At 58.6% G+C, this 13,279-nt stretch carries 12 protein-coding genes; 8 read left to right on the forward strand and 4 right to left on the reverse strand.

Translation table 11 applies throughout. The annotated features are described in order from the left end of the window. Window positions 1-25: 25 nt before the first annotated feature. Together FHX05_RS03770 and FHX05_RS03775 are read right to left on the reverse strand one after the other, a co-directional pair. Window positions 26-787 (reverse strand): N-acetylmuramoyl-L-alanine amidase, encoded by a 762-nt coding sequence (locus FHX05_RS03770; protein ID WP_183870708.1) that lies wholly within the window; start codon window positions 785-787, stop codon window positions 26-28. Then, window positions 784-1,494, reverse strand: a complete 711-nt coding sequence (locus FHX05_RS03775; protein WP_112334471.1) for a DnaJ family molecular chaperone — start codon at window positions 1,492-1,494, stop codon at window positions 784-786. The genes FHX05_RS03770 and FHX05_RS03775 overlap by 4 nt, the downstream gene beginning before the upstream one ends. Window positions 1,495-1,767: 273 nt before the next feature. Here FHX05_RS03775 and FHX05_RS03780 point away from each other — a divergent pair, with 273 nt between their 5' ends. The 3 genes from FHX05_RS03780 (at window position 1,768) to FHX05_RS03790 (ending at window position 5,022) form a co-directional block, all read left to right on the forward strand. Further along, the gene (locus FHX05_RS03780) at window positions 1,768-2,979 is read left to right on the forward strand and encodes a pyrophosphate--fructose-6-phosphate 1-phosphotransferase (RefSeq protein ID WP_112334470.1); all 1,212 of its coding nucleotides are present in this window, start codon (window positions 1,768-1,770) and stop codon (window positions 2,977-2,979) included. Between the two features lie 118 nt (window positions 2,980-3,097). Beyond that, entirely contained in the window at window positions 3,098-3,733 is a 636-nt protein-coding gene (locus FHX05_RS03785) for a LysE family translocator (RefSeq protein ID WP_183870709.1), read from the forward strand. A gap of 134 nt (window positions 3,734-3,867) precedes the next feature. Continuing rightward, window positions 3,868-5,022 (forward strand): lytic transglycosylase domain-containing protein, encoded by a 1,155-nt coding sequence (locus FHX05_RS03790; protein WP_183870710.1) that lies wholly within the window; start codon window positions 3,868-3,870, stop codon window positions 5,020-5,022. 29 nt (window positions 5,023-5,051) lie between these two features. On the opposite strand, the gene FHX05_RS03795 is transcribed toward FHX05_RS03790, so the two are convergent. Then, the gene (locus tag FHX05_RS03795) at window positions 5,052-6,440 is read right to left on the reverse strand and encodes a serine hydrolase (RefSeq protein WP_183870711.1); all 1,389 of its coding nucleotides are present in this window, start codon (window positions 6,438-6,440) and stop codon (window positions 5,052-5,054) included. 192 nt (window positions 6,441-6,632) lie between these two features. Here FHX05_RS03795 and FHX05_RS03800 point away from each other — a divergent pair, with 192 nt between their 5' ends. The 5 genes from FHX05_RS03800 (at window position 6,633) to FHX05_RS03820 (ending at window position 11,961) form a co-directional block, all read left to right on the forward strand. Next, window positions 6,633-7,880, forward strand: a complete 1,248-nt coding sequence (locus FHX05_RS03800) for a DUF3419 family protein (RefSeq protein WP_183870712.1) — start codon at window positions 6,633-6,635, stop codon at window positions 7,878-7,880. 50 nt (window positions 7,881-7,930) lie between these two features. Next, a complete protein-coding gene (locus tag FHX05_RS03805) occupies window positions 7,931-8,551 on the forward strand; it encodes a class I SAM-dependent methyltransferase (protein WP_183871178.1) in 621 nt (206 codons plus the stop codon). 214 nt (window positions 8,552-8,765) lie between these two features. Then, a complete protein-coding gene (locus FHX05_RS03810; protein WP_183870713.1) occupies window positions 8,766-9,557 on the forward strand; it encodes a GH25 family lysozyme in 792 nt (263 codons plus the stop codon). 79 nt (window positions 9,558-9,636) lie between these two features. Next, on the forward strand, window positions 9,637-10,881 hold the full coding sequence (locus tag FHX05_RS03815; protein WP_183870714.1) for a lytic murein transglycosylase: 1,245 nt from the start codon (window positions 9,637-9,639) through the stop codon (window positions 10,879-10,881). A gap of 153 nt (window positions 10,882-11,034) precedes the next feature. Further along, complete coding sequence (locus tag FHX05_RS03820; RefSeq protein ID WP_183870715.1) at window positions 11,035-11,961, forward strand: DMT family transporter; 927 nt, start codon at window positions 11,035-11,037, stop codon at window positions 11,959-11,961. A gap of 415 nt (window positions 11,962-12,376) precedes the next feature. Here the strand turns inward: FHX05_RS03820 and metF are convergent, their stop codons facing one another. Further along, window positions 12,377-13,279: a methylenetetrahydrofolate reductase [NAD(P)H] gene (metF, locus tag FHX05_RS03825; protein ID WP_183870716.1), complete on the reverse strand. Its 903-nt coding sequence runs from the start codon at window positions 13,277-13,279 to the stop codon at window positions 12,377-12,379.

Raw genomic sequence — 13,279 nt, forward strand, 5'->3', positions numbered from 1 at the left:
ACACCCATGACAGGATGGAACGAATTCACGAATAGCCGGGCAACGCGGCCAGTAGGCGGTGAAGCGTATCGATCGTCGAAAAGTCGGCGATGCCGTCCACGCGCTCCTGCCGGAAATGGCGCTGGAAGGCTTCGACGTCGCCCTTCAGCTTTTCCGAGAATTCGCCATTTATTTCAGTGCTGTAGCCATAGAGCGAAAGCATTGATTGCAAGGCTTCGATCGGCTGTCCCACATCACCCTTCTGGAAGAACCGTCCGCCGGTGATCGAAGCCGGCTCAACCCAGTGCCCGACACCGGCCGCAGCCAGCCGCGCCCAGGGGAATTTCTCACCCGGATCGACCTTGCGCACAGGCGCGACATCGGAGTGTCCAAGCACCCGTTCAGGCGCGATTGCCCAGCGTTGGCCGCAATCACGACACAGTTCGATCACCGCTTCGATCTGCGCATCAGGGAATTCAGGCAGTCCGCCGGGATGGCCGGCATTGGCGATTTCGATGCCGATCGACGACGAATTGATGTCGGTTTCGCCATGCCAGGAGCTCTTGCCCGCGTGCCAGGCACGGCGCCCTTCCGGGACAAGCTGCATGATCCGCCCGTCCTCGAAGACGAAATAGTGGCTCGACACCTGGCTCTCCGGACGACAGAGCCAGTCCAAAGCTCCTTCGGCGGTCCCCATGCCGGTATAGTGCAAAAGGATGATATCAGGCCGACGCCCATCTCGCCTCTCGCCATGATTCGGCGAAGGCTGCACATGGGCGCGAGCGAAATCGGCCTTGAATGCACTCATGCTGCGCGGCGTTCTTTCTCGATCTCGGCGTAAGCCGCATTCAGAGCTGCCATGCGTTCGTTCGCGATGGCATGGAACTCTTCCGGCACCCCACGCGACATGAGGCGATCCGGATGGTTCTCATAGACGAGGCCATGGTAGCGGCGGCGAATCGTCGGAAAATCGTCCTGACGGGAGACGCCGAGCACCTTGTAGGGATCGCGGCCGCCAACATTGACATGGCGCGCCATGATCTGCTCGAACCGCCCCTCGCTCATATGGAAGATTTCGGCGACATGCTGAAGGAAGGCCATTTCCTTCTCATGAATCAGGCCATCCGCCTTGGCGATATGGAAGAGACCATCGAGCACGTCTTCCAGCACCGGGCAATTCTCCGTGCAGGTTTCGCAAAGGGAGGACAGCCGCTCCGCATAGGCTTCGTAACCGGCCACATCCTGGCGCGCCAGATTATAGAGACGAGCCACATTTTTCGCTTGATCGGGCGGAAATTCGAAGATCTCGCGGAATGCGTTGACCTCGTTTTCCGTGACCACGCCGTCTGCCTTCGCCATCTTGGCGGACAGGGCGATTATAGCAACGGAAAACGCCACCTTGCGGCGCGTTTCCGGATCGCCTTCAAAGACAGTGCGAATGGCCTCGACGACCGCCGACAGGGCATTGCCGGCAGTGCTACCGATAGCATTCAGCAATTTTTCCCAGAACGACATGCCGGTCTCGATATCCACTTAAACAGTAGAACACCTTGATCAAATAATAGTTGCCATTGCAAGCAGTCCATTCGTCGCAAGGGCGAAAACACTTTTCACAATTTGGTAATGATGCTGCATTGCGAGCAACCAGCCAAGCGCCGTGTCCGGCCTTCGGGGGCGAAACAAACCGCGGATTTCTTAAATTCTTTACTTTACACCCATGTCCGCCTGTCGCATCCATTCCCACCGCAACCACTGAAATGACGCAGCATGACTGCAAGGAGGATCTCCATGGCCAAACAGAAAGTCGCAATGCTCACTGCAGGCGGACTGGCGCCCTGCCTTTCGTCTGCCGTTGGCGGGCTGATTCAGCGCTATAGCGATGTGGCACCTGACCTCGGCATAATCGCTTATCGTTCCGGCTACCAGGGAGTTCTGCTGGGAGACAGCATCGAAGTGACGCCGGCCATGCGCGAAAAGGCCTACCTGCTGCATCGATACGGCGGCTCGCCGATCGGCAACAGCCGCGTCAAGCTCACCAACATCGCCGATTGCGTCAAGCGCGGCCTGGTCAAGGAAGGCGAAAACCCGCTGCGCGTCGCAGCCGAGCGGCTGGCGTCCGACGGCGTGACCATTCTTCACACGATCGGCGGCGACGACACCAATACGACGGCCGCCGATCTCGCCGCCTATCTTGGCGCCAATGGCTACGACCTGACGGTAGTCGGCCTGCCGAAAACGGTAGACAACGACGTCGTGCCGATCCGCCAGTCTCTCGGCGCCTGGACGGCTGCCGAAGTCGGTGCTGACTTCTTCGACAATGTCAGCAACGAACAGACCGCGGCCCCAAAGACCCTCGTCATCCATGAAGTGATGGGCCGCCACTGTGGCTGGCTGACCGCTGCAACCGCGCGCGCCTACATTCAGAAGACCAGCGCCAACGAATATGTCGAAGGCTTCATGATGAATGCCGATTTGAAGCGCATCGACGGCCTCTATCTGCCGGAAATGGTCTTCGACATCGAGGCTGAAGGCGAACGCCTGCGCACTAACATGGAAAAGACCGGCCAGGTGACGTTGTTCGTTTCGGAAGGCGCGGGCCTCGACGCGATCGTCGCCGAGCGCGAAGCAGCCGGCGAAACCGTCAAGCGCGATGCATTCGGTCACGTAAAGATCGACACCATCAATGTCGGCGGCTGGTTCCAGAAGCAATTCGCAGCCATTATCGGCGCCGAACGCTCGATGGTGCAGAAGTCGGGCTATTTTGCACGCTCCGCGCCGGCAAACGCCGAGGACCTTCGCCTGATCCAGGGCATGGTCGATCTCGCCGTGGAAAGTGCGCTCAACAAAGTATCAGGCGTCACCGGCCATGATGAAGGTCAGGGCGGCAAGCTACGCGTCATCGAGTTTCCGCGCATCAAGGGCGGCAAGGCCTTCGATACCTCCACTCCCTGGTTCGCCGAGGTCATGGACCATATCGGCCAGAAATACACACAGGCCTGATAGATCTGTGATCAACGGACTGATTGATAATCAGGCGGCCCGATTGTCAATCAAGCGGTTGACGGATCGCTAATCCGATGTCTTTGCTGGCGGCGAAATAGGAATTAGGGAGGATTCCATGTCCATCGAAACCTGGCTCGCTTTCGCCGCCGCATCCTGCATTATGCTGGCCATACCAGGCCCGACCATTCTCCTCGTCATATCCTATGCACTAGGCCACGGCCGCAAGACGGCGCTGGCAACGGTGACTGGCGTCACGCTTGGCGATTTCACGGCAATGACCGCTTCGCTCGCCGGTCTCGGCGCCCTCCTTGCCACATCAGCGACACTATTCACAATTCTGAAACTGATCGGCGCAGCCTATCTCGTTTTCCTCGGAATCAAGCTCTGGAGAGCCCCCATTGTGACGGGACCGATGGGCGATAACGACAATCTCCCAGAGGAAAAACCGTTAAAAATTCTCTTACACTCATACGTTGTAACCGCACTCAACCCGAAGAGCATCGTCTTCTTCGTTGCGTTCGTTCCGCAATTTCTCGACATGTCGAAGCCATTTCTTCAGCAAACGCTTATTCTGGAGGCAACTTTCCTCACTTTAGCGGCCTTGAATTCGCTTATTTACGTCTTCGTCGCCGATATGGCACGCGGCTTCATCCGCAAGGCAAGCGTGCAACGCGCTGTTAACAGAACGGGGGGAACCCTGTTGATTGCAGCCGGTGCAGTGACCGCCGGATACCGCCGGATGGCCGCCTGAGGCGGTGCAGGGTTGCGAGGCGATCACGGATAGGTTAATGGGGATTCATAATTTTATCGATCCTGTGATCGAATTTGGCGGTCCTGTGGCCGAATTGCATCGAAATTAGGTTTGGTTTTTTCGAAAGTGACAGAATGGTAACGATCGGATTTCCCAGCCTGAAGCGCAGCGTTGCCTTGTCGGCAATGATGTGCGGCGCTCTCGCCGGGTGTGCAAGCACTCAGCAGCAGACGTCTCAGGCAGAACTCCCGTCGGCACACGCCAACGTGCCGCATCCGAATACGACCCTGACCGCCACCGGCACGGCCGCGCCTGCAGTGGGCGGCGTGGCAGTGGCCGCGATATCGCCGAATTTCATCGGTCCGCGGCAGCCGCAACAGATGGCAACGGCAAAGTCCGGCCGTGTTGTTCCGGGTTCGACAAACGTTGCTGCTGCAAGCCAGCAGCAGATGGACGCCGGACGTTTCGGCACGCCTGTTGCGAGCGCTGCCAATCAGGGAACCGCCGCAATCGCTGCCGCAACAGGCGCTCCAGCTGGCAGCAACTCAGCCGCAGCAGCCTATGCCGCGTCCGACGTGCCGCTGGTGCCTTCCGTGGTCGCCATCCCGATGCCCAATCCGGCGCGCCCTGGTGATGCCGCGCTCACTCCGGTTTCCTCCTCCGTGGCTCAGAGCCAACCCGGCATTCCGATGACATCGGATGTTGCGGCCATTCAGGTCGCCGTGCCGACGCCGCGCCCAGGTTCGACACCGCAGACTGAAGTCGCTTTCGCCACGCCCGCGCAGATGGGTGTTCCCCGCTATGCCGACAACCGCATGCATTATGACTTCAATTTCGACAGTAGCGGTCCGACTGTCGTGCCGGCCGTCATGACCACCCCCAACACTGCGAATTACGATTCCGATGTTCCGGCTGAGCAAAAGAGCTACGTTTCGAAGCTCATCCAGAAATACGCCAAGCTTTACGAAATTCCGGAATCCCTGATCCATCGCGTCGTTCACCGCGAAAGCCGTTACAATCCGAAAGCCTATAATCGCGCTGGATATTTCGGCCTGATGCAGATCAAGTATAATACGGCGAAGTCCATGGGCTACGAAGGCCCGGCGTCCGGGCTTCTCGACGCGGAAACCAACATCAAATATGCCGCCAAATATCTGCGCGGTGCATGGATGACGGCCGACAGCAAGGCTCAAAACAAGGAAGCCAATGCCGTGCAGCTTTATGCCCGCGGCTATTACTACGACGCCAAGCGCAAAGGCCTGACTGACGTCGCCAACGGCAATTACTGATTTTATCTAGATAACTCTGAGAAGCCGGCCTAATTCGTGGCCGGCTTTATCACATCCATGATCCGCTTCAGCAGGATTTGCGGCCGATAATCCGCCCAGGTCGGCGTCAGCCCCATCCGCACGACGACGAGATTGGCGGACGGGACGATTGCGACCGTTTGGCCGTCATGACCGGTCATCCAAAATGCATCCGCGGGCAGACCGAATTGGGCGTTAGAGCCGCCAGGCCCCGCAAGCCAGGCCTGAACCTGCGAGTAAACGCCCTCGGAAGCCTTCGTCGGCGTGCGCATGGCGCCGACGAACCCCTCCGGCAGCAGACGATGCCCATTCCAGACCCCGTCTTGTAGCAGAAACATGCCGAAGCGCGCCCAATCCCGGGCATTAGCATAGAGATAGGAACTGCCGACGAAGGTGCCGCGCTCGTCGGCTTCGAAAACGGCGCTATACATTCCGAGCGGCCCGAAGAGTGCCTCTCGCGGATAGGAGATGGCAGCGCTCAGATTGGGCAGGCGGTTCATCCAAAGGCGAGAAAGCAGCGCCGCCGTACCACTGGAATAGCTGAAACGCTCGCCCGGCGCTGCCAGCTGGCGCGCATTGACTGCCAGGCTCGTCACATCCGCGTCGAGATAGAGCATGCGCGTTACATCCGATACGGTGCCATAGGATTCGTTGAACGCAAGCCCGCTTTCCATGGCGAGAAGATCGCTGAGCTTAATGTTCTTGCGCGAGTCGGCGCTCCATTGCGGCAGAAGATTCTGATCGTCGAAGGACATGCGCCCGGCCAGCATGAGTCGGCCGATAATCGCGGCATTCACCGTCTTCGTCATCGACCAGCCTATCAGCGGCGTTGCCTTGCTGAAGCCATCGCCATAGGTCTCGGCGACAATACGGCCATCCTTGACCACGACGATCGCACGCATGGCCGGCCCGGCGAGATCCGGATTCGATACGACATCGGCAAGCTTCTTCCCCACGTCACCCTGATCGAGGTTTACCGTATCTCCATCCGGCCAAACCGCATCGTTCTTCGGCGCCTTCACCTTGTTGAGGAAGACGGCGCTGCGAGCCGTTTGCAGATCACCGTCCGGCACCAGCGCGCAGCCGAGCGCACCGCGATAAAGCGCACGGTTCGGCGCGAACAATCCCAGGAAACGGGCCGTCACCACACCCTCGTCCCGATCGACATAGACGCGAATGAGCTTCAATGCCGGATTGCCGGGAGCCTGGACATCTTCCTCCATCACCTTGTCCGGATCCCGCTTGGCCACGAATGTGTTGGAGCAGACGATCTTTGCCGCGTAGCCATCGCCGACCTTCAGTAATTCCGGCGGATAAAGAGAGAGCCAGACGGCTCCGCCGGCGACAATGATCAGCAGCAGAACAATAAGAGCCCCGATCACTCTCGATATCAAACGCATGTCACATACTCTCCAGAAAGGTAGGCGGAGACAATCAGGAAACGCAGCAAGATGAAAGACCTATGATGATCAGGGCTCCTTAAATATGTGCAAGGATGCTTTGCAGCTGGATCTGCCAACAGCCCGCGTCATCAGACTGTAGCATTGCCGGGTTACACGCCCTGAAATTCACAAATCGGTGACAAGACTCAGATGACGGAATTCGCCCCGGATGCCGGTCTCCAAAAGAACCGGAAACTCAAGGACGCTCTGCTGCAGCACAAGGCACTGTCCAAGGCAGGCCTTTCCGAGCGTTTGTTCGGCATGTTGTTTTCCGGCCTTGTCTATCCGCAGATTTGGGAAGATCCGGATATCGATATGGAGGCGATGGAGCTGGAAGCGCATCATCGCATCGTCACCATCGGTTCGGGCGGCTGCAACATGCTCGCCTATCTCTCGCAAAATCCCGCATCCATCGATGTCGTCGATCTCAATCGCCACCACATCGCACTGAACAAGCTGAAGCTTGCTGCCTTCCGCCTGCTTCCTGGCCACGCGGACCTGGTGCGTTTCTTCGGAACGGCTAATTTTGCGGGCAATAGCCAGGCTTACGACCAGTTCATTGCGCCGCGCCTCGACACGGCAACGGCTGGCTACTGGGATGGTCGCGATCTCTATGGCCGCCGCCGCATCACGGTCTTCAACCGCAATATCTACAAGACCGGCCTTCTCGGCCGGTTTATCGGCGCTGCCCATATACTGGCGCGCCTGCACGGCGTTCGCCTCCAAAAGATGACTGAAGCCCGTACCATGCGCGAGCAGCGTCAGTTCTTCGAGGAAGAAATTGCTCCGATCTTCGACAAACCGGCAGTTCGCTGGCTGCTCGGCCGCAAGAGCTCGCTCTTTGGCCTCGGCATTCCGCCGCAGCAATATGACGAGCTTGCGAGCCTGGCGGGCGACGATTCCATTTCTGCCGTGCTGAAACACCGCCTGGAAAAGCTCGCCTGTCATTTCCCGATGCGCGACAATTACTTTGCCTGGCAGGCATTCTCTCGGCGCTACGCTGCCCAGCACCAGGGCCCCCTGCCCACCTATCTCAAGCCGGAGCACTACGCGGCGATTCGCGCCAATGCCGATCGTGTAAGCGTCCATCACGCCAATTTCACCGAGCTTCTCGCTTCGAAGCCGGCAGCTTCGCGCGATCGCTATATCCTCCTCGATGCGCAGGACTGGATGACCGACGAGCAGCTCAATGGCCTCTGGACGGAGATCACCCGGACAGCGCGCGAAGGCGCCCGCGTCATCTTCCGCACGGCCGCCGAAAAGAGCATCATCGAAGGCCGCCTTTCTCAAGCGATCCGCGACCAGTGGGTCTATTTCGAGGAGCGTTCGCAGGAACTCAATGTTCGCGATCGCTCGGCCATCTATGGCGGCTTCCACATCTACGGGAAAAAAGCGTGAGCCAGGCGGACACAGGCATAGAAACCAGCGCGAACAACCACGCCAAGCTGATGGACGGCATGTACCGTTATCAGCGTCACATCTATGACCTTACCCGCAAATATTACCTATTCGGCCGCGATCGCACGATCGAACAGCTGAATGTTCCCGTCGGCGGCTCGCTTCTGGAAGTGGGCTGCGGTACCGGCCGCAATATGCTGCTCGCCTATCGGCGCTTCCCTTCTGCCCGCCTTTATGGCCTCGATATCTCGCAGGAAATGCTGATCTCCGCCCGCAATAATTTCCGCGGTCTGAAACAGATGCCGGATTTTCGCGTCGCCGATGCTACTGCTTTCTCGCCCGACGATTTCGGCACCGAGGGCTTCGACCGTGTCATGGTCTCCTACGCGCTGTCGATGATCCCCGACTGGAAAAATGCCATCGACGCATCGCTCGACGCAGTCGCACCGGGCGGCGAGCTCCACATCGTCGATTTCGGCCAGCAGGAAGGGTTGCCAGGCTGGTTCCGTGCCATGCTCAAAGGCTGGCTAAAGAAATTCCACGTCACTCCCCGCGCCGATCTTTTGACCGTGCTCGAAGAGAAGGCTGCAGTGCGGGGCATGTCGGTGAAAACCGAAAAGATCGGCCGTGGTTACGCTTGGCGGGCTGTAGCGACCCGGCTCGGCGCCTGAGCGGCGACAGATTCCAGCGCAAAATCCGGCCTCGGAAGGCGCCAAGCATAAGAATTTGCTTGAAGATAACGCATTTTTTACGTTGATATGGTGAATAAAGTGGCAAGATCGGCTGGAAGCAGTACGGTCTGCCGCTCTTTCGGATTCTCGGGGACCACATTACGGAAGCCAAATCTTGGGGCAGCAAGATCACTCGGGCCATAACAGGATATCTATGCGCCGGCTTCTGGCATGCCTACTGCCGCTCGCTCTTGCCTTGACTGGCTGCACAACGGGCTATGACGCCCTCTCGACGGCCGCCCTTCCCAAGACCAGATTTGCCGACACGAAACCGCAGGACTTCGGCCGCGATCATCCGCAGCGCCATCCCATCCATGGCATCGATATTTCCAAATGGCAGGGCGATATCGATTGGAAAGCCGTCAAGAGCTCCGGCGTCGCCTTCGTCTTCATCAAGGCGACGGAGGGCAAGGATCGGATCGATCCACGCTTCACCGAATATTGGAATCAAGCGAGCGCTGCCGGACTTCTGCATGCGCCCTATCATTTCTTCTATTTCTGCTCGACGGCCGACGAGCAGGCCGATTGGTTCATCCGCAACGTGCCGAAGGATGCCATGGCACTTCCGCCCGTCGTGGATGTCGAATGGAACCCGGGCTCCCCGACCTGCAAGACCAGACCGGCTCCCGAAACGGTACGCAGCGAGATCAAGCGCTTTATGGATCGCCTGCAGGCCTATTACGGCAAACGCCCGATCATCTATACTTCGGTCGACTTTCACCGCGAAAATCTAGTCGGCTATTTCAAGGACTATCACTTCTGGGTTCGATCCGTCGCCAAGCATCCGAAAGAGACCTACGCAGACCGTAGCTGGGCCTTCTGGCAATATACCTCGACGGGCGTCATCCCCGGCATCAAAGGCCCGACGGATATCAATGTTTTTGCCGGTTCTGAACAAAATTGGCACAACTGGGTAGCAGCAGTAGAGAAGCAAGGAAATTCTTGAGACTGCAGCCAATTCTCTCTTGCTTATGTCACAATCTTCTGTGAAAGCGACCCTATTCTATCACTGGAAAGGATCGCTCATGGATCGTGACACCATTCGACGCGGCGCTCTTGCGTTGCTCTTCGCTTCAGCCATGACCGGTACGGCGTTGGCTCAAAGCGCAGCACCGGCTGCAGTGCCGCCCGCGAGCAGTGACGCCACTCCGAAGGTAGCCTGCGGCGGCGATCTCACCGCATTTCTGGCAGGCGTGAAGGCTGAGGCGATTGCCGATGGCGCAGATGCTGCCGCTGCCGACAAGACGCTCGCCGGCGCCCAGATTGACCAGAAGGTTCTTGCCATGGACCGCAGTCAGGGTGTCTTCCGCCAGACCTTCCTCGAATTCTCCCAGCGCACCGTAAGCCAGGGCCGTCTCGACATCGGCCGCCAGAAGATGAAGCAATATGCCGACGTCTTCGCCAAGGCCGAACAGGATTATGGCGTACCTCCCGGCGTCATCACCGCCTTCTGGGCGATGGAAACCGATTTCGGCGCCGTTCAGGGCAATTTCAACACCCGCAACGCGCTGGTCACCCTCTCGCACGATTGCCGTCGTCCGGATTTCTTCCGCCCGCGCCTGATCGCGCTGATCGAGCTCGTCCAGCGCGGCGATGTCGACCCGGCAACGACGACGGGCGCATGGGCTGGCGAAATCGGCCAGACGCAGATGCTGCCGCCCGATATCATCGCTTATGGCACCGATGGCGATGGCGACGGTCATGTCAATCTGAAGACCAGCGCACCTGACGTCATTCTGACGACAGCACGATTCCTCCAGCATCTCGGCTTCCAGCGCGGTCAGCCCTGGCTGCAGGAGGTGACGGTTCCGGACAATCTTCCCTGGGAAAAATCCGGTATCGGCGGCACGCTGACTGCAGGCGATTGGTTCAAGCTCGGCGTCACGCCGCGAGACGGCAACACGAGCTTCGGCTCCCTGCCCGCCGCTCTCATCCTGCCGCAGGGTCGCAAGGGGCCTGCCTTCCTGACCTATCCGAATTACAATACCTATCTCGGATGGAACCAGTCGTTCATCTACACGACCTCGGCCGCCTATTTCGCCACCCGCTTTGCCGGCGCTCCGCCCTATAACAAGGGCAACCCCGAGCCGGGCCTGAACGACGTCGATATGAAGGCGCTTCAGACCAAGCTTGTGGCCCGCGGCTATGATGTCGGCAAGATCGATGGAATTCTTGGCTCCGGCACGCGTGTCGCGATCCAGAAGGAACAGTTCCGCCTGGGTATGCCGGCCGACGGCTGGGCGACGACGGCGCTGCTCAACGCGCTCTGATTTTCCATATATCGATCGAAAAGGCGGCTCCAGGCCGCCTTTTTTGTATCTGCTCTCCTCGCAATCGTGAGCATCCACAATCCCCAAACAGCAAGAAACGGGTGGAGAGCTTGCCCTCTTCCGGTTTAGATGCCTCGAAAGAGGAGAGATGCCATGAATGGCGAACATCGAATGAACGCCTCGACCTGGGGCCTGCTGCTGTTGCTCGGATTGATCTGGGGCGGTTCGTTCTTCTTCGCCCGTATCGCCGTTCACCACGTGCCGCCCTTCACGCTCGTCTTTCTGCGCCTGTCGCTGGCGGCCGTGGCATTGCATCTCTATCTAGCCGGCCGCTTCGGCATTTATCAGTCCCTGCGCCACCATTGGCCGCAATTTCTGCTGCTGGGCTTAATCAACAATGCGATACCGCATACGCTGATCTTCTGCGGCCAGACGCAGATGGGTGCCGGGCTCGCATCCATCCTGAACGCGACGACGCCGATGTGGACCGTGTTGATCGGCAATCAGCTGACAACGGATGAGCGCCTGACATCGGCCAAGCTGGCTGGTTGCCTCACTGGACTCCTGGGAACCATCGTGTTGCTCGGACCGAGCGTTACCAGCGGTGGCTCGGTACCCTTCTGGGCACTCCTATTGCCGATTCTCGCGGCAATCTCCTACGGATTTGCAGCGATTTATGCCAAACGCTTCAAAGGCATCGCGCCGCCGGTTGTAGCAGCGGGCCAGTTGACAGGCTCCTCGCTCATCATGCTGCCGGTCGCACTGATGATCGACCAGCCTTGGGCGCTTGCCACCCCGCCGGTAACGGCAATTGCCGCCATTCTTGGCCTCGCGCTGCTGTCGACCGCTTTTGCCTACATCCTCTATTTTCGTATCATCGAGCTTGCAGGCGCCACCAACACCTGCCTCGTCACTCTGCTCGTGCCGCCGAGCGCGCTATTGCTCGGCTTCCTCTTTCTCGGCGAGCGGATGGGGCCTACCGAAATCGCCGGCATGCTGCTCATCGCCGCAGGTCTGCTCGTCCTTGATGGGCGGCTTTTCGCATGGATGAAACGCGGCGTTAGGACGCGGGAAACATGATCTCCCGCTCCATTCGGATGGCCTGCAGTCACAACATATTAATATTTATTCACAGCCCGTCATCAAGCCAGCAATCGACATTTATAACGTAATATCAAAATGTTGCCGAAAGCCCATGAATCACACCGCGAACTCGATACTGCGTCGCAGCATCGAATGTTCTTTCCAAGCAACACATTTTCGACATAACATTTAACAGCTGACTGAGGAGGAAGACATGGGATTAACACGATCCATCAACGTCCTGGTGGTCGGTGCGGCCTTCGTTTTCGTCGTGACGATGCTTTTCATCTGACGGCTTCAGGGAAATTCGCACACGACCAAACTCCGATAAGTTAACAAAACCCCTGCTCTATTAAAAAAGCGCATGCCCGCGCGGACATGCGCTTTTTATCGTCACGCTTCGCAAAGCGGTTTAGGCAGCAGCGCCAGCCTGAGAAGCCATCTTGCGCTGGAGACCGAGCCGCTCAAGCACGGCGGAAACAAGCGGCGAACGGTTCATCGTATAGATGTGAAACTCGTGAATGCCACGGCGCACCAAATCTTGGATCTGCTCGGCGGCGACATCCGCTGCGACCTTGGCGCGCTCCTCGACATCCTCATCCAAACCATCGAAACGCTCGTCGAGCCAGGTCGGAATAGTCGTGCCGCAAGCGCTGGCGAAGCGCTTGAGTTGCGTCAGGTTCTGGATCGGCATGATGCCCGGCACGACGGGAATCTTGATGCCCGCTGCGCGAACGCGATCATGATAACGCTCGAAGGCGTCATTATCGAAGAAGAACTGCGTCAAGGCTCGATCAGCACCGTTCTCTGCCTTGCGCTTCAGCATGTCGATATCGGCTGCCGTATCGCGGCTTTCCGGATGCTTTTCGGGATAGGCGGAAACGGAAATGTCGAAATCGCCGCGCTCCCGCAAAGCGCCAACCAGTTCCGCGGCATTGGCATAACCGCCCGGATGCGGTTTATAGGCCGAACCGACACCACCCGGCGGATCGCCGCGCAACGCGACGAAACGGCGAACACCCGTAGCCAGGAACTCGTCGATCACACGATGCGTATCTTCGCGCGTAGCGCCGACGCAGGTCAGATGCGATGCGGTCGTGAACGGCGTCTCGTGGATCATCTTTCGCACGGCGGAAAGCGTCGGCGCCTTGGTCGAGCCGCCCGCTCCATAGGTCACAGAAACGAATTCAGGGTCCCAATCGCTGAGTTCCTCGACGGTGTTCCACAGCTGCTGTTCGGCCTCTTCCGACTTCGGCGGAAAAAACTCGAAGGAGATGCGGATACCCGCATTATGGCTTTCTGATCTCGAAGACAT

This window comes from Rhizobium sp. BK491 (genome assembly GCF_014194925.1).
Taxonomy (GTDB): Bacteria; Pseudomonadota; Alphaproteobacteria; order Rhizobiales; family Rhizobiaceae; genus Rhizobium.

What these genes read in the sequence shown, in the direction of transcription:
- FHX05_RS03770 (WP_183870708.1), bottom strand. Translation starts at nt 787, where the DNA reads ATGAGTGCATTCAAGGCCGATTTCGCTCGCGCCCATGTGCAGCCTTCG.
- FHX05_RS03775 (WP_112334471.1), bottom strand. Translation starts at nt 1,494, where the DNA reads ATGTCGTTCTGGGAAAAATTGCTGAATGCTATCGGTAGCACTGCCGGC.
- FHX05_RS03780 (WP_112334470.1), top strand. Translation starts at nt 1,768, where the DNA reads ATGGCCAAACAGAAAGTCGCAATGCTCACTGCAGGCGGACTGGCGCCC.
- FHX05_RS03785 (WP_183870709.1), top strand. Translation starts at nt 3,098, where the DNA reads ATGTCCATCGAAACCTGGCTCGCTTTCGCCGCCGCATCCTGCATTATG.
- FHX05_RS03790 (WP_183870710.1), top strand. Translation starts at nt 3,868, where the DNA reads ATGGTAACGATCGGATTTCCCAGCCTGAAGCGCAGCGTTGCCTTGTCG.
- FHX05_RS03795 (WP_183870711.1), bottom strand. Translation starts at nt 6,440, where the DNA reads ATGCGTTTGATATCGAGAGTGATCGGGGCTCTTATTGTTCTGCTGCTG.
- FHX05_RS03800 (WP_183870712.1), top strand. Translation starts at nt 6,633, where the DNA reads ATGACGGAATTCGCCCCGGATGCCGGTCTCCAAAAGAACCGGAAACTC.
- FHX05_RS03805 (WP_183871178.1), top strand. Translation starts at nt 7,931, where the DNA reads ATGGACGGCATGTACCGTTATCAGCGTCACATCTATGACCTTACCCGC.
- FHX05_RS03810 (WP_183870713.1), top strand. Translation starts at nt 8,766, where the DNA reads ATGCGCCGGCTTCTGGCATGCCTACTGCCGCTCGCTCTTGCCTTGACT.
- FHX05_RS03815 (WP_183870714.1), top strand. Translation starts at nt 9,637, where the DNA reads ATGGATCGTGACACCATTCGACGCGGCGCTCTTGCGTTGCTCTTCGCT.
- FHX05_RS03820 (WP_183870715.1), top strand. Translation starts at nt 11,035, where the DNA reads ATGAATGGCGAACATCGAATGAACGCCTCGACCTGGGGCCTGCTGCTG.
- metF (WP_183870716.1), bottom strand. Translation starts at nt 13,279, where the DNA reads ATGTCTTCGAGATCAGAAAGCCATAATGCGGGTATCCGCATCTCCTTC.